At 51.3% G+C, this 19,878-nt stretch carries 13 protein-coding genes, 2 tRNA genes and 1 pseudogene; 3 read left to right on the top strand and 13 right to left on the bottom strand.

Annotation, left to right across the window (positions count from 1 at the left end; genetic code table 11):
- Nucleotides 1-24: 24 nt before the first annotated feature.
- The 3 genes from ACE6ED_RS01575 to ACE6ED_RS01565 all read right to left on the bottom strand — a co-directional run bounded on the left by ACE6ED_RS01575 (nt 25) and on the right by ACE6ED_RS01565 (nt 3,240).
- Nucleotides 25-615, bottom strand: a complete 591-nt coding sequence (locus ACE6ED_RS01575) for a 4Fe-4S dicluster domain-containing protein (protein WP_410825200.1) — start codon at nt 613-615, stop codon at nt 25-27.
- Nucleotides 612-2,756: a formate dehydrogenase subunit alpha gene (fdhF, locus tag ACE6ED_RS01570; protein WP_410825199.1), complete on the bottom strand. Its 2,145-nt coding sequence runs from the start codon at nt 2,754-2,756 to the stop codon at nt 612-614. The genes ACE6ED_RS01575 and fdhF overlap by 4 nt, the downstream gene beginning before the upstream one ends.
- A 133-nt stretch (nt 2,757-2,889) precedes the next feature.
- Nucleotides 2,890-3,240 (bottom strand): Na-translocating system protein MpsC family protein, encoded by a 351-nt coding sequence (locus ACE6ED_RS01565; RefSeq protein ID WP_410825198.1) that lies wholly within the window; start codon nt 3,238-3,240, stop codon nt 2,890-2,892.
- 314 nt (nt 3,241-3,554) lie between these two features.
- On the opposite strand from ACE6ED_RS01565, the gene ACE6ED_RS01560 reads away from it, so the two are divergent.
- Nucleotides 3,555-3,704, top strand: a complete 150-nt coding sequence (locus ACE6ED_RS01560) for a DUF3006 domain-containing protein (RefSeq protein WP_410825197.1) — start codon at nt 3,555-3,557, stop codon at nt 3,702-3,704.
- Between the two features lie 732 nt (nt 3,705-4,436).
- Here ACE6ED_RS01560 and ACE6ED_RS01555 read toward each other — a convergent pair.
- The 8 genes from ACE6ED_RS01555 to ppc form a co-directional block, all read right to left on the bottom strand.
- On the bottom strand, nt 4,437-6,515 hold the full coding sequence (locus tag ACE6ED_RS01555) for a CAP and S-layer homology domain-containing protein (RefSeq protein ID WP_410825196.1): 2,079 nt from the start codon (nt 6,513-6,515) through the stop codon (nt 4,437-4,439).
- Between the two features lie 297 nt (nt 6,516-6,812).
- Complete coding sequence (glmS, locus tag ACE6ED_RS01550) at nt 6,813-8,645, bottom strand: glutamine--fructose-6-phosphate transaminase (isomerizing) (protein WP_410825195.1); 1,833 nt, start codon at nt 8,643-8,645, stop codon at nt 6,813-6,815.
- 637 nt (nt 8,646-9,282) lie between these two features.
- The gene (gene glmM / locus ACE6ED_RS01545; RefSeq protein ID WP_410825194.1) at nt 9,283-10,623 is read right to left on the bottom strand and encodes a phosphoglucosamine mutase; all 1,341 of its coding nucleotides are present in this window, start codon (nt 10,621-10,623) and stop codon (nt 9,283-9,285) included.
- A 180-nt stretch (nt 10,624-10,803) separates the two neighbouring features.
- Nucleotides 10,804-12,303 carry a CdaR family protein gene (locus ACE6ED_RS01540; protein WP_410825193.1) on the bottom strand — a complete coding sequence of 500 codons (1,500 nt, stop codon included), beginning with the start codon at nt 12,301-12,303 and terminating at the stop codon, nt 10,804-10,806.
- Complete coding sequence (gene cdaA / locus ACE6ED_RS01535) at nt 12,303-13,130, bottom strand: diadenylate cyclase CdaA (RefSeq protein ID WP_410825192.1); 828 nt, start codon at nt 13,128-13,130, stop codon at nt 12,303-12,305. The genes ACE6ED_RS01540 and cdaA overlap by 1 nt, the downstream gene beginning before the upstream one ends.
- Before the next feature lie 385 nt (nt 13,131-13,515).
- Nucleotides 13,516-14,133: an anti-sigma factor gene (locus ACE6ED_RS01530; protein WP_410825191.1), complete on the bottom strand. Its 618-nt coding sequence runs from the start codon at nt 14,131-14,133 to the stop codon at nt 13,516-13,518.
- A gap of 114 nt (nt 14,134-14,247) precedes the next feature.
- Nucleotides 14,248-14,814: an RNA polymerase sigma factor SigW gene (gene sigW, locus ACE6ED_RS01525; protein ID WP_410825383.1), complete on the bottom strand. Its 567-nt coding sequence runs from the start codon at nt 14,812-14,814 to the stop codon at nt 14,248-14,250.
- Between the two features lie 184 nt (nt 14,815-14,998).
- A complete protein-coding gene (ppc, locus tag ACE6ED_RS01520; protein ID WP_410825190.1) occupies nt 14,999-17,791 on the bottom strand; it encodes a phosphoenolpyruvate carboxylase in 2,793 nt (930 codons plus the stop codon).
- A 976-nt stretch (nt 17,792-18,767) separates the two neighbouring features.
- Between ppc and ACE6ED_RS01515 the strand changes: the two genes are divergently transcribed.
- Nucleotides 18,768-19,184 carry a helix-turn-helix domain-containing protein gene (locus ACE6ED_RS01515; RefSeq protein ID WP_410825189.1) on the top strand — a complete coding sequence of 139 codons (417 nt, stop codon included), beginning with the start codon at nt 18,768-18,770 and terminating at the stop codon, nt 19,182-19,184.
- Nucleotides 19,185-19,230: 46 nt separating this feature from the next.
- Nucleotides 19,231-19,642 (top strand): annotated as a pseudogene (locus ACE6ED_RS01510) (ImmA/IrrE family metallo-endopeptidase).
- Nucleotides 19,643-19,714: 72 nt separating this feature from the next.
- Here the strand turns inward: ACE6ED_RS01510 and ACE6ED_RS01505 are convergent.
- Both ACE6ED_RS01505 and ACE6ED_RS01500 read right to left on the bottom strand, forming a co-directional pair.
- Nucleotides 19,715-19,785: transfer RNA gene (locus ACE6ED_RS01505), tRNA-Gly, on the bottom strand.
- Between the two features lie 14 nt (nt 19,786-19,799).
- Nucleotides 19,800-19,873, bottom strand: a tRNA-Pro gene (locus tag ACE6ED_RS01500).
- Between the last annotated feature and the right edge of the window lie 5 nt (nt 19,874-19,878).

Genomic DNA, 19,878 nt, shown 5'->3' with positions numbered 1-19,878 from the left:
CTTCTTTTCTGAATTGAAGTGGTATTACAGTCGCATAGCTGCTGCTGTCCGTGACCTGGATACACTGGTATCCGGATGAACCAGTGACAGCGCCCCTACTGGACAGACCTCTACACAAGCCGGAACGTTTCCCATAGCTCCGTCCTTATGGTCCCTGGTCCGGCATAAGTCACATTTATAGGCGATCACTTTGGCGCTGCGTACCATCGCGTTATGCTGCCGCTCCTTCAGTTGAATCTGAGGGACTACCTTGCCGTTGCTGTACGCTTTATCCAGACTGACGGCACCAAACGGACAGGCCATGGCACAGCCTTTGCAGCCTATGCAGCTCTCTTCATGAATAACTATTGTCCCCTCCTCCCGCCGGATCGCCTGAACCGGGCAGGCTTCCGCACAAGGCGCATTCTCGCACTGGCGGCATTGTACCGGCAGTGTGAAGCTCTCTGTTCGAATGACATGCAGGCGGGGAATAACCGGTACCGTAACAGTACCCACAGCCGCCACAACCCCATTGTGATCGTTATGAACTGCGAAACATGCCAGTTCACACGCCTTACAGCCTATACATTTGCCCGCTTCGGCAATAGCAAACGGACTCGGCTGTACATTATTCATACCGGTCTCGCCTCCACATGCATCTGTGCTCTGAGCGCCTCATATTCCTGCTGAACCTGTTGTTCCGCGCGCAGTTGATCTGCAATTTTCTCGATGCGGATTGCACAATACTTGTATTCCGGAGTTTTGGAGACCGGATCCAGATAGTCACCCGTCAGCTCATTGCAGGCCCCAATCCAGAAATGGTAGGTCATATAGGTGGCTCCGGTTTTCACACGGTTGCTGATCTGTGCCCGGGCTAACACTCTGCCTCGGCGGGATACAACATGTACAAGCTGGCCGTCTTCAATCCCTAAGCTTGATGCGTCCGCCTGACTCATTTGGATGAAACCAGGCTCATCCGAAAGTTGACTGAGGGCACGGCAGTTGCCGGTCATCGTCCTAACCGAATAATGCCCTACCTCACGCACTGTGGACAAGGACAACGGATATTCCTGATCCGGCTGCTCCAGCGGTGCCCTCCATTCACAGGCAAACAGCTGTCCTTTGCCGCTGGAAGTGGTAAACCGGTTCCCTTCATATAAATACGGTGTGCCCGGATGATCTTCTGACGGACAAGGCCACTGAACACTGCCCTGTTCTTCCATCTTCCGGTAACTGGCTCCGGCAAACGACGGGGAGAGCCCCCTCATTTCATCCCATATTTCTTCCGTGTTCCGGTAGGACATCGGATAGCCCATCGCCGTGGCAAGCTCGCTGATAATTTGCCAATCGGGCTTTGCTTCACCGGGAGGCTCGATGGCCTTTCTGATCCGCTGGAATCCACGATCAGCTGAGGAGTAGACCCCGTCATGCTCACCCCAGGAGGTGGCTGGCAAAATCACATCGGCATGCAGGGCCGTCTTGTTCATGAAGATGTCCTGGACAATTACAAATTCCAATTTATCCAGTGTCTCTCTCACTTCTGAAGCATTCGGATCGCTCTGCACCGGATCTTCGCCAAAAATATAATAGGCCTTCACCTTGTCTTCCTTTAGAACGAGATGGGGAATCTCGGTAATCCGATACCCGACTTTGCGAGGTAAAGCCACTCCCCAGGCCTTTTCAAACTTTTTACGGATCTTGTCATCCGTAACAGACTGGTATCCCGGATAGACATTTGGCAATGCCCCCATATCGCAGGAACCCTGTACATTATTTTGGCCGCGGACCGGACCAATCCCGACGCCAGGTCTGCCTAAGTTACCGGTCAGAAGTGCCAGTGAAGCCAGACCCTTTACAACGTCCACGGCTTGGGCAAATTGACATACCCCCATACCGTACAAGATCATCGCCTTGTTCGCACTCGCATATTGCCTCATTACTTTGCGGATTTCAGCCGCTTGCACACCTGTAATGCTCTCCGCATATTCAGGTGTATATTTCTGTACAGCGGCTTTATATTCCGCAAAACCTTCCACATATTTCTCAACATACTGCTTGTCGTATAACTCCTCAGCAATTAACACATGACCAAAGGCATTGACAAGCGCCATGTTCGTGCCGCCTTTAAGGGGCAGCCAAGTATCTGCAATGCGGGCTGACTCTGTCTTGCGGGGATCGGTTACGATGATCGTTGCGCCCTTCTGCTTCGCACTCACAATTCTTCTCGCCACAATGGGATGGGTAACCGCTGCATTGTATCCAAAAATAAACAACAGATCCGTGTCCTCAATTTCAGGGATTGAATTGGACATTGCCCCATCCCCTAGCGAATAGGTAAGCCCAGCTACGGACGGCCCGTGACATACCCTTGCACAATGGTCAACATTATTGGTTCCGATAACGGCGCGCATAAATTTTTGCATGACATAATTGGCTTCATTTCCCGGGCCACGGGCTGAACCGGTTCCCATGATTGCATCCGGCCCATACTTTTCCTTGATTGCTGTTAGTTTTTCGGCTGTATACTGAATGGCTTCTTCCCAGGATACCTCTGCCAGTGTCCCTTCTTTACGAATCATCGGCTTGCGGATACGGGCGGTAAGAATCTGCGGATCATTCAGAAAATCCCATCCATAATGCCCCTTAAGGCACAGATTCCCTTCATTCGTTCTTCCATCCGCTGGTTCAGCGCCTACGATTTTCCCCTCCTCAACAATTAAATTCATCTGACAACCACTTCCACAATACGGACATACAGTCAGCACTTTATTCTCCATCGTTCCTCACCTCTCCTTGTGATTTTTTGCACAATAATAGCAACAAAAAAATAAGCCAATACACGGTATAATCAGAAATACACAATGTACTGGCTTATTAAAAAGCTAAGGAGCAAAAGTCCATTCTCTTTAATCAAACCGATTTATTCAATTGAATAATAATTGCCTTATCCCCTGGATTCGTGTCTTCAATCTTCCAGGTATATGTAAAGGGGCTGCCAAGCGTTTCTACGATTTCTGCCATAAACTCTCTCTCCAAATAAGGCTTCAGCACCTTCCAGTACTCTGTAACTAAATGTACCGCGCCTTCTTTGAGCAAAATTTCAGATAAACTGGAGAGAATTCCACGAATCTCTATAATGATTAAGGAGTCATCCTCCATCCTAACCTTTACATTCTCCGGACCTTTGCCGCGATAATGCTTCACAATCTTAACGGCAAGTCTTCGCACCTTCTCCTGGCATTCAAAAACAGTCTCAGACATCGCTACATCCCAGCCTCAACATCCCTATTATGGTAATTTATTTAATTAATTACATGGTAAACCTGCCCAATATAGATTGTCAAACCATAAAAAAGGTCAAATCCTTTCATTTCAACGTGATTTCATCCACTTCTTACATGATATCCATAAATTTCTAAAATGCTTGTTCAATCTAACGATATTTAAAAAAAGAGCAGCAAAGATCTAAATTCCGCTTTTCCTGCCGGATTCAGACCTTTACCGCTCTTTGCTAGCTACCTTATGTAAGTTCTACACATTGTAACCATATTTAATTGAATGAGGGGGCCAAAGAAATGCGTAAGGGCATAATTGATCGCTTCGAAGGTGAATATGCTGTTATTGAGATTGACGGAAAAACCGAAGGTATCCTGAAACCAGAGTTACCTGCAGAGGTTAAGGCCGGTGATTCTCTTATATTCCAAAAAGAACAAGATCACGATTGATAATGAGGATACAAAATCACGTAAAGAAGAAATCAGCGAATTAATGAAGAAGCTATTCGAAGATTAATATTAATGCCCCGGTGAAAATCCGGGGCATTTTTTATGCACCAGTATTACCTCTCAATCCGTACTCCTTGAAGCAGACTTAATGAAGTGCCCTCCTGTCAATACCGTTTTAAGTCCATGCATTTGGGCAATATGCTTGTCCTACAAGGCATGGAATTTACGCTTGTTGTTCTCCTTGGCCGTATGACCTAGCTTTTCTTGGAGTTGTTGAACTTTTCTCCCCAGTTCACTGCATTATCTTTCAACCCATTCCGATCCCTCTACGCCGGAGGATTCTTCACTGCTGCTCCAAGTTCTGCACAGTTTCCTTGGCCTTCGTCTACGCACGCGAGACTCGGCTTCCTCTTCTTCCCTTCGCAAGGCCTTATTGAGACGCGTCAGGATTCACTTGATATTACGGCCTGGGTTGCCGCTCGCCCAGCCTCTGATCGGTACTTTTGACGATGCGCTTTTACACACAGATTTCGCTATGCGCAAGCATCCTAGCTACAAGAGTGGCTTGGCCCCTCTCTTGGTTGGACTTTCACCAACTAGATAATGCATGCTTCTGGGCACGCGCACACATAAAAAACTGGCACCGGTATTATACCCGTGCCAGTTTAAGTTCTAAATGCCTTCTCAATGTCTATGTGAGTAGGATAAAATCTCTTTTCAGTGTATCTACATTTAGAAATTATTGTATTTATTCACGTTAATCTTGCTATAGACCACATTGATATGATAGCCGACACGGTCTTTGTCCAGGTACAGGTTTAGGGATTCTCCTTGATACGGGCCCACAAATGTCTGCTTGAACATTCCCTGTGCATCTAGCGTAACCGTTATATCCTCGATAGCTTCAGGTCTTTCTCCACCCGTCTGAATACGGAAGCGCATCTGTTGTCCGGCGTATTCAGCGAACTTACCTTCCACCGTAAGCGAACGGTCGGCATGGAATTCGGCGATGATCATCCGATCTTCAAGTAAGGTTGGTTTCACATACACTTCCCGTTCCGGCAGCGGAGGCAGCAGCTCTTTCGGCATAACCTGCTCCGGACGTCCGAGAAGCTCCTTAAGCTTTGGATTTACGTATTGCAGCAGTTCTGCAGCTGCAGCACGAGTCAGCTCCTGTTGTCCCTGATATCCGTTAATGGACCGTTCTGTAATTCCCTGCGCGTAGTCCTTCGCAAGTAAATACCAAATGGCATTCGCCTGCTTGAAATGAACTCCGTCTGCCGCGGCAATGATCTCCGCAGCTTCCGAGCGTGTAATGGCCCCGTCCCTCAATGCGGTTTTCTCCATACCAGTCAGCGGGAAATTGCGGCTATAAGCGATGCTGTAAGCGCCGTCGGCCCAGTGCTTTTTCTTCTTAGGCGCATAGGATTCATAGTTGACATTATACATCTTCAGGAACGTTACCCAGAACTGGGCTTGGGTGATCTTCGTATCGGGCTTGAAGGTTCCATCTGCATATCCGGTCATAAGCCCCGACCGTACTGCCCATTCAATCGCTTCCTGATTGGCGTGTCCTTTAATGTCTGTCAATCTGGCAGGATCAGAACCCGCATAGCTCTTCGTCTTCAGACGGGGAAGCACCTTCACTTCTACCTCCCCCTTGACGGTTCCGGACGACAGCTTGACCATATAATCGCCCGCTTTCACACCGGTAACTACGCCTGCGGACGTTATCTTCAATCCGGCAGGCTTGCTGCTCTGAAAGGTCAGACCTGCCGTAATATCCTTGGACACTCCGTCATTGTATGTACCGTTAACTTGCAGTGGCAAGCTACTACCTTCATTGATCATGATTTCAGGCATACCGGAGGACAATCCGACCAGCTCATGGCCTTTGCCCGTGGTGAAGGACCATACCTTGGTCGATTGGGCCGCATCGCCTTGGGCCTGATATGTAAGATGGACGGTATAAGTCTGATATCCCTCTAATACGTCTTTAGGGAAGAGATACAGTGTATCGCCATCCATTTCCTCAAAATACGGAATCTCTTCCCCTGCCTCATTCGTAATGACCGCTGTATGGGATACGATATCTGCTTCAGCTGTGGCTGAGATAATGCCGCCTGAATATTCGACACCAAACTGCTTCAGCGGATCCGGAGCCTCGTTGCCATAGAAGCCGATTTTTGCGTTAGTCATCCTGTCATAAGGATATACAGCGACTCTTCCGTCAATCGATCTACGGGCGCTGTAGTTGGATGCTGCCAGATCGGCAACAGCAGTGCCATCCTTAAGACCAAACCCAATCTGATCGTATTTCGGGCTCAGAATAGTTTTACGGTGATAGGCCGTATCCAGCCATCCCTGAACGGCTTCGGAACTGCTTGCCTGCCCGAAATGCATCACTTCACCATAAGCAAATCCGTTTCCAGAAGATTCCCACCCCGCAGCTTTCACACGGTCTATGATGGAAGCACCTGTGAATCCCGGCTTTCCAGGCTCCTGATTGTGAGCGCTCAGGCTGGCTGTTTCCTCATTAATGTTGTAATATTCGGCATGCAGTTCTGCTGCTGTGACAAGATTTGTATTCAAGGTTAACGGCTTTATGCCTGATTTAACCCGAATCTCATTCAGAAAGGCCAGTGCATCCAGGTAATCCTGAGCATAAGCCTGACTGGCCGAGGCCCTGGCCGGAGCAGCTAATCCGGATCCGCCCCCTATTACAGAGAGCAACAGAATTACGGCACACGCAAGCCGTACGACACGGCGAAGCCGGGACGGTGAAGATTGTTGAAGCTTGTTATGTAACATCCGAATCTCCTTCCCCTTGTTACCATTTGGATATGTAGGATATATGTCCCATAAATTTATATCGGCATATTGTCCTTTTTTCATTACCCGATAAGGACTTTGCGACTATCTAACTCTACATGAGTTGCAAATTCCAGTCAGATGTATCGCCTTCACTTTATCTCCAATGCTATATTCCAGAAGCTACTTTCCCTATAAAAAAGAGCCGTCCCCTAACTTAGGACGGCTCGAGACGTTTGATGTGATTCTACACCTTTATTTCACTGAGCACCAACAACACTTTTTAATATTACAACCTTACTCCACCGTAACGCTCTTCGCCAAATTCCGTGGTTTATCCACATCATGGCCCAGTGCCAGCGAAGCATGGTAAGCCAGCAGCTGCAGCGCGACAACGGACAGTGCCGGTGTCAAAATTTGCAGTGTCTGCGGGATGGCGAGCACTTGGTCGACGGATTTCAGCAGGTCGGCCACTTGATCTTCGTGAGCGATAGCCAGTACGTCAGCGCCTCTTGCCTTCACTTCTTTGATGTTGCTCAGCGTTTTCTCCAGAACGGATTCCTGGGTAGCCAGGGCGATCACCGGAACGCCTTCTTCGATCAGAGCCAGTGTACCGTGCTTCAGTTCGCCGGCAGCGTACGCTTCCGAGTGAATGTACGAGATCTCTTTCAGCTTCAGCGATCCTTCTTGGGCAACGGCATAATCCACGCCGCGTCCGATGAAGAACAGGTGCTCATGCGAAGAGATATGCTCGGCATAAGCTTTGATGGCATCGCTTTGGGCCAGGATCGTTTCTACCTGCTCCGGCAGCGACTGCATCGCGGCCAAAATCTCAGTTACCTGCGCTTCCGACTGCGTACCGCGAACTTCCGCCAGGTACAGAGCCAGCAGCGTAAAGGCGATCAGCTGGGAGGTGTAAGCTTTTGTCGAAGCAACCGCAATCTCCGGTCCTGCCAGTGTAACCAGCACGCTGTCCGCTTCGCGGGCAATCGAGCTGCCTACTACGTTCGTTACCGCCAGTACGTGTGCGCCATTCGCATGCGCTTCACGCAGTGCTGCCAGTGTGTCCGCAGTTTCGCCCGATTGGCTGACCACGATCACCAAGGTTTCCGGCGTTACGATCGGCGACCGGTAGCGGTATTCCGAAGCGATGTCGTTTTCGACCGGAATGCGCACCAGCGATTCGATCAAATTGCGTCCAACCAGTCCGGCATTGTACGCCGTACCGCAGGCAATGATCTGAATGTTGCGGATGTTTTTGATTTCGGCTTCCGTCAGATTCAGCTCAGGCAAAATAACTTTGGTGCCTTCTGCATTAATGCGGCCGCGCATAGTGTCGCGGTAAGCCTTCGGCTGCTCGTGGATCTCTTTCAGCATGAAGTGCTCGTATCCGCCTTTTTCTGCCGTTACCGCGTCCCAATCGACAGTAATCATTTCCCGAGAAATAAAATTGCCTTCAATCGTCATCAGTTCGACAGCATCCCGTGTCAATACGGCCATTTCGCCGTCGTTCAAAATATATACGTTACGGGTGTATTCCAGCAGCGCCGGAATATCCGACCCGATAAAGTTCTCTCCATCGCCAAGGCCGATGATCAGCGGGCTGGCTTGACGAACAGCAACCAGTTTATCCGGTTCGTATTCCGTCAGCACGCCAAGCGCAAAAGCACCGCGCATAAACGTGATGGCTTTTTGCACAGCCTTTACAATGTCCCCTTCATATTCGCGGGCGATCAGGTGCGAAATTACTTCAGTGTCGGTCTCAGATGTGAAGTGGCAGCCGCCGGCGATTAACTCTTCCTTCAGCTCCAGGTAGTTCTCGATAATGCCGTTATGCACCACAGAGAACTTCCGGCTCTCATCCGTATGCGGATGGGAGTTCGCGTCCGATGGTTTGCCGTGCGTTGCCCAGCGGGTATGCCCGATGCCTGCGCTGCCTACAAGCGGCGTTGTTTCGAGCTTCGACTCCAGGTTAGCCAGACGTCCCAACGCTTTTACGATCTGCAGACCGTCCTGCGTGAACACAGCAATCCCTGCGGAGTCATAACCGCGGTACTCCAGCTTCTTCAGACCTTCCACCAAAATGCCCTGCGACTCTTGTTTCCCGATATATCCAACGATTCCACACATAGTTATAATTCCTCCGTCCAAAATGTAAGTGTGGGCGGCATCAGGAAACAAACGTGCCACGCGGCAAGTTTAAAAACAGTGATATTCAATTGAATTCCGTATAGACCGATTTATACATAATCGTCTTATAACGGTACAGACATCCACGAATGCACAGCCTTTTCCCCAGCCGCAGCACGGAACATAGCCAAAAATCAAAACTCCCCGGCCGTTCCCCTTGCTTCCTGTCTACGCACACCCATGAATTTGTCGATTTCTCCTGCACCCACATAAACGTTGTGCAAAAGGTTGCCCCTTTGTTTTCCGGTTATGTTTACGGCTCTGGCGCATCACCGGGAGGTCCCCGCCGAACATTTCGAACACCTCCACCTCGTCAGCTTGTGCTGCCGTGATCCGGACGGACACAATCGCTCTGCCGTCTTTCTCCCCCGCGCAGTCTCAAGCTCTGGCGCTTAGTGGTTTAAACCTCACGATCCCCGCTTTCCTTCTGGAATGACACTTAATCTATTATATGCACCTGGTCCTGCTTTGGCAATGCAATCTTGTATGGTAATGAAAAGAAATCATTGATTGCATGTCCCTGCACAAAAAAGGCAAGCGGCGGAACCCCAATCGCCCCGCCGTATGCCTACCCTACTTAAACCAGCTCGCGCTGTACCACTTCGACAATCTGTCCCACATAGCGGTCCAAGTCGTTTTTGTCCGGTCCTTCCGCCATTACGCGGATCAGCGGCTCGGTGCCCGATGGGCGAACCAGCACGCGGCCGTTGTCGCCAAGCTTCGCTTCGACCTGGCTGATCGCTTCCGCAATCGCCGGATTTCCCGGATAATTCGTTTTGTCCTGCACCCGGACATTAACGAGCACCTGCGGGTATTTGGTCATCATCTTTTTGACTTCGCCCAGCTTATGCCCGGACGATTTCAGCGTGTCCACCAGCTGGATCGCAGTCAAAATACCGTCGCCTGTCGTGTTGTAATCCAGGAAAATCACATGGCCCGACTGCTCGCCGCCCAGGTTGTAGCCGCCTTTACGCATCTCTTCCATCACGTAACGGTCGCCTACAGCGGTCTTCATCGTTTTGAGGCCAAGCTGCTCCGTCGCTTTATAGAAGCCGATATTGCTCATAACGGTAGACACGATGGTGCCGTCCTTCAGCTTACCGGCCCGGTTCATGGCATCACCGCATATGCACAAGATGAAGTCGCCGTCCACTTCCTCGCCCGTTTCGTCAATCGCAATCAGCCGGTCTGCATCGCCGTCAAAAGCAAGCCCCAGGTCCGCCCCATGGCGCAGCACTTCTTCGCGCAGCGTTTCCGGGTGAGTGGAACCAACGCCGTCATTGATGTTCAGACCATTGGGCTCCGCGCCAATTGCAATCACTTCGGCTCCCAGCTCCTGGAACAGCTTTGGCGCAAGCTCATAAGCGGCGCCATGCGCGCAGTCCAGCACAATTTTGAGTCCGTCGAACCGGTTCGTCACCGTGGTCTTCAAATAATCGAGGTATTTGTATTTGGATTCGGTATCTACGATCACACGGCCGATGCCGCTTCCTGCCGGGCGGGGCAGACCATCGGTCTCCGCATCCATCAGTTCTTCGATCTTCAGCTCCGTCTCATCCGACAGCTTGAAGCCGTCTCCGCCAAAAAACTTAATGCCGTTATCCTCCACCGGATTATGCGAAGCGGAGATCATTACCCCCGCGTCCGCTTTAAGCAGCCGTGTCAGGTAGGCAACCGCCGGCGTACTCACCACGCCGATGCGGATGACGTCCGCCCCAATCGACAGCAGGCCGGCGACAAGCGCAGATTCCAGCAGCGGACCCGAAATCCGGGTATCCATGCCGATAACCACCTTCGGTTTCTCGACGTTCCCTGCCAGCACATATCCTCCGCAGCGGCCGATGCTGTAGGCCATTTCAGCCGTTAATTCCTGGTTTGCTACACCGCGTACTCCGTCTGTTCCAAAATATTTCCCCATAATTGTTCTCCTTTATACGCATTGAAGACATCCGGCGCATCTCCGCGCTGCTCTCCTGAGCATCCCCCATACAGAAATTCGCCGGCTTTCTTTCTGCTGATGTATTATCTTCTTCACATTGACTCACTTAATTCTATTCGAACCGTCTGCTTAAGGCTACGTATAGGCTCCTGCAAAAAATTACCGTGTCCCCGGATCGGCGTTATTCTCCTCCGGAGGTTGCCCCGCCGATCCCGCATTTTGTGCAGCCCCGGCGCCAGTTGTCCCCTCCGTATTTACGGATGGAGATGGCGAAGGCGCCGGTGTCGCGTCGTCCAGAGTCGTAGCTGTCGGAGTCGGCGACTCCTCCACTTCCTCCCCGGCCGCCGGCTCGGCGGGCTGCTCGGACGCAGCGTTGTTCGCGGCGCCGTCCGGATTGTTCTCCGGCGGCGTCGGCGTAGCCGCTTCACCGCCCCCGGCCACCGCCCGCCGCCGCAGCTCCACCGTTACCGCCTCCGGCTGTCCGCCGAGCGACACGAACCGGGGGAGCCGGATATCCAGCTCCACCCGGTGGCTGCCGGCCGACAGGCCGCTCACATCGGCGGTTGCCGTGACGCTCCCGGGCTGCAAATCGGCAAGCAGGCCGGGCGAGCCGGACAGCGTCAGCGAGACGCTGTCCGGTACCGCCGCGGCCTGCATGCCTTCCGGAATGCCTTCGATCGTCACCGGTACATCATCCAATGTTCGCTCTGCAATTTCGGAGGTCTCGACGGTTACTTTGACCTCCCCCGGTTCAATCCGCTCCGTCCCTTCCGGCGGCTCCAGCGCCACATCCAGCACGGTCGTTCCCGCCGATTTCACACGGGACAGGTCAAGGTTTGCCTCTACCCCATTCAGCTCATCCAGCACCTGCTGCGGCCCATAGACGACGACCTGTGTAAGCTCTGGCGTCACCGTTGACACCACGAGCTGTCCAGGCAGCTCGCCGGTCAAGCCGATCTCCAGCGGCACGCTTTTAAACGGCAGTGTGACCGGAACGGTAGCCGTTGCCGTTTCCGGCTCAATCAGGGCCCCTTCCACCTCGTTGCCGTCCTTGTCATAGGCGACCAGCTTGACTTTTTCCGTGACCGTCTCTTTTTGTCCATCCAGTTCCAGGACGCCCTGCACCTTCGCAATCCGCTTCAGCGCGCTGTCAGCCAGCGTGACTTCCGCTGTCTCCGGTTCCACTTGGACCGCACCTACCTGGTAGCCTTTAGCCGGACTGCCTTTGGTCACGACAGACACCGGGAACGTTTTAGAAATCCGCATCTCAACTTTAACCTTAACCGTATTTGGCGTCATTGAGATCAACTCAACCCCGCGAGGCATTTCGTGCCCAAGCGCAATCGTTGATTCACCAGGCTTGGCTCCGTCGAGATCGGCGGTGATTTTGTAATCGTCGGCCATGGCGAAGCTGAGATCCGCCGGCTGCCCCCGGACCTCCAGCTTCACGGTTTCCGCGCTCATCGAAGCAAGTACGTAATTTTCGCTGTCGAAGTTAATCGTCTGGATTTTGACGTTGTTAACCACCTTAGTCTGCATGCGGGCGGTCACCGGCTGGGAAGCCGGCGCGTCATCCATATGCACAATCGCCCACAGCAGAACGGCGAGCGCCAAAGCCAGGATTTTGTTGAAGTTGTTGTTCTTCATCCATCTGTCCATTATTGGCCTTCCCCTTTCCGCTTCCAGAAAGCGGACCCTCTCTCCTTCAGAGGGGCGCTGGGCCGCAGCTGTTCATACAGCTTGGAAATCAGGGATTCTTCTTTGATATCCCGGACCACCTGCCCGTTGATCGCCAGAGAGATTTGGCCCGTTTCCTCCGACACGACCACACTGAGCGCATCCGTCACTTCACTGATGCCGATTGCAGCCCGATGCCGGGTTCCGAGCTCCTTGCTGATAAAAGGATTCTCCGACAACGGCAAATAACAAGCCGCCGCCGCGATCTGATTCCCTTGCATAATCAGCGCACCGTCATGCAGAGGCGTATTGGGAATAAAAATATTGATCAGCAGCTCCGAGCTGACCATGGACCGCATCGGGATGCCCGACTCGGTGTACTCGTTTAAGCCGGTTTCTTTTTCGAAGACGATTAATGCCCCTATCTTTCTACGGGCTAAATAATTGACGGCCTTAATGACTTCGCCGATCAGCTTGCTGACTTCTTCATCATTTTCGGCAATCCGGCCGCCAAAAAATCTCCCGCGCCCCAGCTGCTCCAGTCCGCGCCGCAGCTCCGGCTGAAAAATGATGAAAACCGCAAGCACACTCCACGTAAACATCTGGTTCATAAGCCATTTCAGGGTGTATAAATCAAACCATGTGCTTACTCCCCAGATCAGGACCAGAATAAGAATTCCTTTGAGCAGCTGTACCGCCCGGGTTCCCCGAACCATGTTTAGTGCTTTATATATAATGTAACTTACGATCAGTATATCGATGATGTCTTTTATGGACTCCTGCCAGGTTAAATCCGCAAAATAGCTCATGGCCGAGTAACCCCTTCATTATCAATTGTCTGGGTTCTATGTATCTCTAGGTTTTCTCCAAAGCGCCCAGGCAAACCCCAAATTTGCCGCAAATGCGGGTTCCAGGTTTTTCCAGATACGGGCAGGATGTCACAAGAACGGGCTTCAATCTAAAAAAATCCGCCAGTTTGGCAACCCCTATGCCCCTTTCTGGTCACACCTCAATAGTTCTAGGTTATAACGTTCGGTGCCCAGTTGCAAGCGCCCGGCTCCCATCAGGCAAATAAAGGAACTGTCAGACAGCAAATGCCGGAATAGGTTGTCCTTCATATACGCCAAAAAAAGCGCCGTCTTTTCCGGAAAAAGAGGCGCTTGTAATATTCCCTTCTTGGCGTTCTCTGCGACTTTAACGGTAGGCGACTTCAGAGAACAGGTTCGTCACTTTATACCAGATCCAGCTTACCGCTTCGTCTATACTCTTGACTTGGCCGGAAATATGGGCGGTCGAAGCCTGATACAGCGAACCGTCGATGACGGTTACATTGCCGTTTACTTCGCCGTAGACTTCCGTCTTGCCGTTGGTGACCGTAAGATCCCCCGTAATGGTCTTGCCCGAAGGGACAATAACGCTATTGCCCTTGATGACTACTTGATCCAGATCGTTGCCCCGGATCACCAGCTGATTCTCCTGGTTCCATAAGGTCAGTGTACTCATCAACATGACGACAAGAAACATGGAGGCCGCAGTCAGCGCGGGATGATGCTTCACCCATGTCCACAGCCGGCTCTGCTTCTTGGGCGCCGGAAGGGCGTTCATAATGCGCGCAGCCATATCGTCCGGAACGGCGGCGGGACTCTGATGCCTCATAGAGAACAGCAGCATATCCGTCTGCTCCAGTTCCTTGAACTTGGCACGGCACTCGGGACAGGATAAAAGATGCTCCTTCAATTCCCGCTGCTGCTCGCCGGGCAAGTCGTCGTCCAAGTAATCGTGCATCATAGAGACGGCCAGTTTGCATTCCATAGGAGCCAATCCTTTCATTCATGCTATTAAATTAGACATGCGTAAGACCGCATGAGACTTGCTAAAGGGTAATACGCGTCCCGAGAATTTGCGTTTCATAAAAAGTAACGATGTTCAAACTTTAGATGCTAATTTTTTGCGCAAAAATTCCCGCCCGCGGTGCACCCTCGTTTTGATGGTGGTGACGGGCATATTCAGCACATCTCCGATCTCCTGCAGCGACAAATCCTGCAAATACCTCAGGATCATCACCGAACGGTATTTCACCGGCAGACTGTCAATCGCCTCATAAATAATACGCTGCGTTTCGGACAGCAGCAGTTCGCTCTCCGGTGTCCGGTTGTCGCTGGGGATCATGGAATAGCCATCGATCCCTTCCTGATCGTTCATCTCGGCATCCAGCGAATACGTGGGCTTCCGCCTCCGCAGCCTGTCGATACACAAGTTGGTTGCAATGCGGTAGATCCATGTCGAAAACTTCTGATTTTCGTCGTATCTCTCCAAGTTTCGATAGACACGCAAAAACGTCTCCTGAACGATATCCTCCGCTTCATGGCGGTTGTTCAGCATCCGGTACGAAAGATGATAAATTTTATCCTTATATAATTCCACAAGCTCGGCAAACGCTCTCTGATCGCCTTTCAGCGCCAGTCTCGTTAACCTGCCTTCCAGATTCTCCACCTGATAACTCCCCCAGACTTGCCGCATGGTTACCTTAAACAATCCGATATCCCCGGTACAAGTATATAAATCGTAAAGCAACTGCGGGTAAAAATCAAGGCTGCCTTTGTCACCTTTTTGTCATTATTTGTTGAAAAAAGCCCGCCGTCCCTTGGGACGGCGGACTTCGTCTCCCGCCAACAAATCAGCCTGTATTCCGGAGGCCCGCCGCAATACCGTTGATGGTAAGCAGCACTTCACGCAGCAGCTCCGGATTATCCTGCTCGCTCTCCCGCAGGGTCCGCAGCTCAGATAGCAGCTGGACCTGCAGATAGCTGAGCGGGTCAACATATGGATTCCGCAGACGAATCGATTCCTGGATCACCGGCACGTTATCGAGAATGTCCTGCTGCCGGGTGATTTTCAGCACCAGCTCGGAGGTCAGGCGGAATTCTTCTTCGATCTGGCCAAAAATCCGCGCACGTGTCTCGTCGTCCTTGCTCATCCGTGAATATTCCTGCGCGATGATAAGATCGGCCTTGGCCAGCGCCATCTGCAGGGTATCTACGAGTGAAGTAAAGAACGAGAAGTTTTCGTACATATCCTGGAGCACCTTCAGATTCTCTTCCTTGTTGTCATAGAAGCTCTGGAGACCCGTTCCCGCCGCATACCAGGCCGGAAGCAAATACCGGCTTTGGGTCCAGGCGAATACCCAAGGAATGGCGCGCAGGTCTTCAAACCGGTCGCTATTTTTTCGCTTCGACGGCCGGGAACCGATATTCAGTTCGCCGATCTCCGGCAACGGCGTCGATTCCTTAAAGAACGACAGGAAGTCTGGATCGCGGAAAATCAAATCCTGATACTTGTTCAGCGACACTTCGGAAATCCGGGCTACAATCTCATCCCATTTGCTTTCGTAGAGGTCGCTTTGCGGCGTTCTGGCATTCACCGCCGCCGTAATCAGCGCAGAGGTCGCCTGCTCCAGACTGCGGTAAGCGATGCCCTGCATGGAGTAGCGGGACGAAATCACTTCGCCCTGTTCGGTAATCTTGATCCCGCCGCCGATCGTTGAGGCCGGCTGGGCAAGAATGCTCCGGTTGAGCGGCATACCGCCCCGTCCCAGTGCGCCGCCGCGGCCGTGGAAGAACTTCAGCTTGATGCCAAAGCTGTCCGCGGTTGCGGTGAGCTCTTTCAGAGCGACCCGCAGCTCCCAGTTCGCTGTCACCACACCGCCGTCCTTGTTGCTGTCCGAGTAACCAAGCATAATTTCCTGCTGGTCGTTCATTGCTTCAACCGCCTGGCGGTAGATCGGCAGGCTGAGAATCGTCCGCATAATTTCAGGCGCTTCGTGCAGATCGTCGATCGTCTCAAACAGCGGAACCGCCTGAAGGGTGCAGATGACGCTGCCGTCTTTTTCCTTGCGGAACAAGCCGACTTCCTTCGCAAACACCATGACCTCAAGAATGTCGCTTGCCGCCTCTGCCATACTGATCAGATAACTCGTAATGCACTGCTTGCCAAATTCCGCCTGCGCCTCGTAGACCGTCCGATACACATCTAGGCATTCCTGCGTGCTTTCAGAATAGTCCTGATAAGGTGAGGTCAGCGGCCGCGGATCGTTCAGCAGTTCCGCCAGCAGCTCGATTTTGCGTTCTTCTGGCAGCTGCGAGTAATCTGAAGTAATGTTCATCTTCGCCAAAATCTCCGTCATGGCGTTCTCGTGCTCCTGGCTGTGCTGGCGGATGTCCAGCGTGGCCGTGTGGAATCCGAACAGTTCTACCTGACGAATCAGCTTTTTGATATAAGTGTCTGCGACATAATCCGCAAAATGGTGACGCAAACTGCGGTCGATAATCTTCAGATCCTCAATAAACTCCTGAGGCGTCGCGTAACGTTCGGGCGTGCCTTTGCTTCCTTCTTCCAGCACGTGCTGAGTTTTGGAGATCATGTAGCTCAGTTTGACCCGGTACGGTTCATTTATATTACGCCAGGATTCGGCTTTGCCGAGACGGATCGCCTGCCGGTCGCGTTCAATCGACTCCAGCAGCTCCGGCGTCACCTTCACGATGCTGGTGCTGAAGCTGAGATACCGCATCAATTCGCGCATAATCCGCTGATATTCCCGGATCGCCAGCTTGCGCTGCATGCGGAGCGTCTCCATCGTTACGGATGCGGTCACCGAAGGGTTGCCGTCCCGGTCGCCGCCGATCCACGAACCAAAACGCAGATAGGTCGGCACATGCCAGTTATGCCCCGGATAATATTTGGTCAGGCAGCGTTCCAGCTCCTGATACACATCCGGCAGCACGTGGAATATGGTTTCGTGGAAGTAGTACATTCCGTTTCGCACTTCATCAAGCACAGTCGGCTTCCGGTCGCGCAGTTCGTCCGTCTGCCAAAGCGTAATGACCTCGTTCAGCAGCTTCTCGCGGAGCTGCTCACGTTCGCGGAAGGTGAGGGTCGGGTTGTCCAGTCCCATAACATCGTCAGCGATCCGTTTATGGATATCGAGAATCGCCCGGCGCATCGCTTCGGTCGGGTGAGCCGTCATAACCAGCTCCAGTGACAGACTGCCGAGGATGTCGCCGACTTCGTCCACCGTGAAGCCAAGCTGCTTCAGTTCCTGAACGGCGCTTTCTATGGAACCTGGCTGAACGGTTTCGCCCGCGGAACGTTCGTAGTCGCGTTTGCGGCGGATCCGGTGATTCTGCTCGGCGATATTCACCAGCTGAAAATAAATAGCGAATGCCCGGATCACCTGGTGGCGGTTTTCGGGTTCCAGGGAATTGATCAACGTCTTAAATTCATTGTGCAGCTCAGGCAAATAGAGCGACCGGAGCGATTTGCTGGTTTCGCGAATTTTCTCCACAATTTCCAGCAGTTCGTTCCCGCCCTGATGCACCAGGACCTCGCCCAAAATATTTCCCAGGAACCGTACGTCTCGCCGCAGCAAATTGTTGGAGTTGCTTTTGCTTACGGTAGTCGTAAGTTCAGTCATGCTGTTCCCCCCATCCTTCTTACGATTCGATTTCTGTTTCGCATGAACTTATGTATAGCCTCAATCCATGCGCAGTATGGTCTGGCAATCTCGCATTGTCTGCTCAAAGCTTTCCTCATATCATACAATAAAACGTTCCGAAAATCTGCAATTTTATTTTACGGTGAAGCATTGCAGTACTGAAAATTATACACAAAAGATCATGTCTTTGAAACTCCCCATTTTCGTACGAGTGGAATACAGATTATGAGCAGGCGGAACGAATCCGGGAACGTCTTTTCACGATAGTGCATGGATCGCTGCTAAGGTTTAGCTGCGCTGAATTCCTCATGGTACGTGGGTCTGCCACTGCATAACAGAAACGGCGTCTTCTATAAGAATAAGTACGTTACTCCGGTGCACAAAAGTGTAATATGTACGCCTAACAGCAGCAGCCAAATGACTTCACGTGACTCTTTTAATATAGCTAATAGATGTCGTCAAAGTTTGATCAATATGTAAACAAGTTGTTACAAGACAAGCTTTTTTGATAACTAAGCTCAGTGAAATTGCCGCCTCTCTAAGGGAGAATTATCTAGAGCAGGAGCATGCGTATATGTATTTGCAGCCCTATTGCTCTAGATAGCAATATAATTCAACATCACCTTCCACAAGCCCCTTAACTTTTTGCGCGAGATTCATTTGCAAGGCTGTTAGAAGGCCCCTACAGCTCTTTTCTCCTCATTTTCCTCAATATCCCCCTATAAAAGAAAAAACGCCTCACAAGGGGCCTCAGTTTGTTTAGAACAAGATAAAGGACTTCATCCCCTTCTATATCCATTAAATTGTTTTTATCCTAATATAAACTTTTCAGCATAAATACGTTAGATATGCGGATAGCTTTGCCATTTGACATTTTATTTACTTTTCCCTTTACCATTTGGTATAATCATAACAAATAACCCAAGCTGCATAAATGGAAAAAGGAGTGGGAGATATGGAGCAATCATTTGGGGCTTATCTGCGGGCGCTCCGCATGGAAAAAGGATTGACCATAACACAGCTGGCGTTAGCCGCCGGCATAAGCAGTGCTCAGATTTCCCGAATTGAGAACGGAGTTCGAGGCGTTCCAAAACCGGGAACACTACGCAAGATCGCAGAAGCGGGGGAATGGCCATACGAGGAACTGATGAAATATGCAGGATATGCGGATGACCCTACTTTTTCATCCGAACGCATTCCGGAGTGGGCTACGTCCAAAGACAAAAGGGATTTTCGCGAGATGCTGGAGGATGACGGAGAGTTGATGTTTGACGGGATCCCCTTGTCGAAAGAGGACAAACTGAGAGTGAAAGATGTCCTGACCGGCCTGTTCTGGGAAGCCAAACAGATGAATAAACGCAAAAAGCCGTAAGCTTAGCCGACAGGCAACCATTCTATACTTTCTGCAGGTGAACATAATGGATGAACTGATTTCCAAACTGATCCGGCAACATAAAACGAACTGCCCGTTCCGAATCGCCCGCGGACTTGGAATTCATGTGCGGTTTATGGATTTAGGCCAAGGCACCAAAGGCCTCTATTACAAAACATTACGCCGCCGTTTTATAGTGATTCATAATGGGTTAAGCGCCGAGTGGCAGCGTTTTGTATGTGCGCATGAGCTGGGACATGATCGGCTCCATAAGGGAATCAACCGGTTCTTTTTAGAAGAGAACTCTTATTTCAGTGCAGGAAAGTTGGAAAGGCAAGCCAACCGTTTCGCTGTCGCTTTATTGTCCGCTGATGCCGCACCGGAGCAGGATGAGCCGCTGGAAACTTATTTTTTTACGCTTAGGGATCCCTCCTGAAGTGCGCTTTTTTTTGGATTAATTTCCGAACATATGTTCTAGAATTGACAATAAAAAAATCCCTTACGAATAAGGGATGATTGACAAAACATAAAGCGGGTGATGGGAATCGAACCCACGCTACCAGCTTGGAAGGCTGGAGTTCTACCATTGAACTACACCCGCGTAAAAAAAGAAAATCGGGACGACACGATTTGAACATGCGACCCCCTGGTCCCAAACCAGGTGCTCTACCAAGCTGAGCTACGTCCCGTTATG

Source organism: Paenibacillus nanchangensis (genome assembly GCF_046543445.1).
Classification (GTDB): Bacteria; Bacillota; Bacilli; order Paenibacillales; family Paenibacillaceae; genus Paenibacillus_AQ; species Paenibacillus_AQ nanchangensis.
The sequence above is the reverse complement of the archived record's forward strand: the minus strand, read 5'-3'. Positions and strand labels throughout refer to the sequence as shown.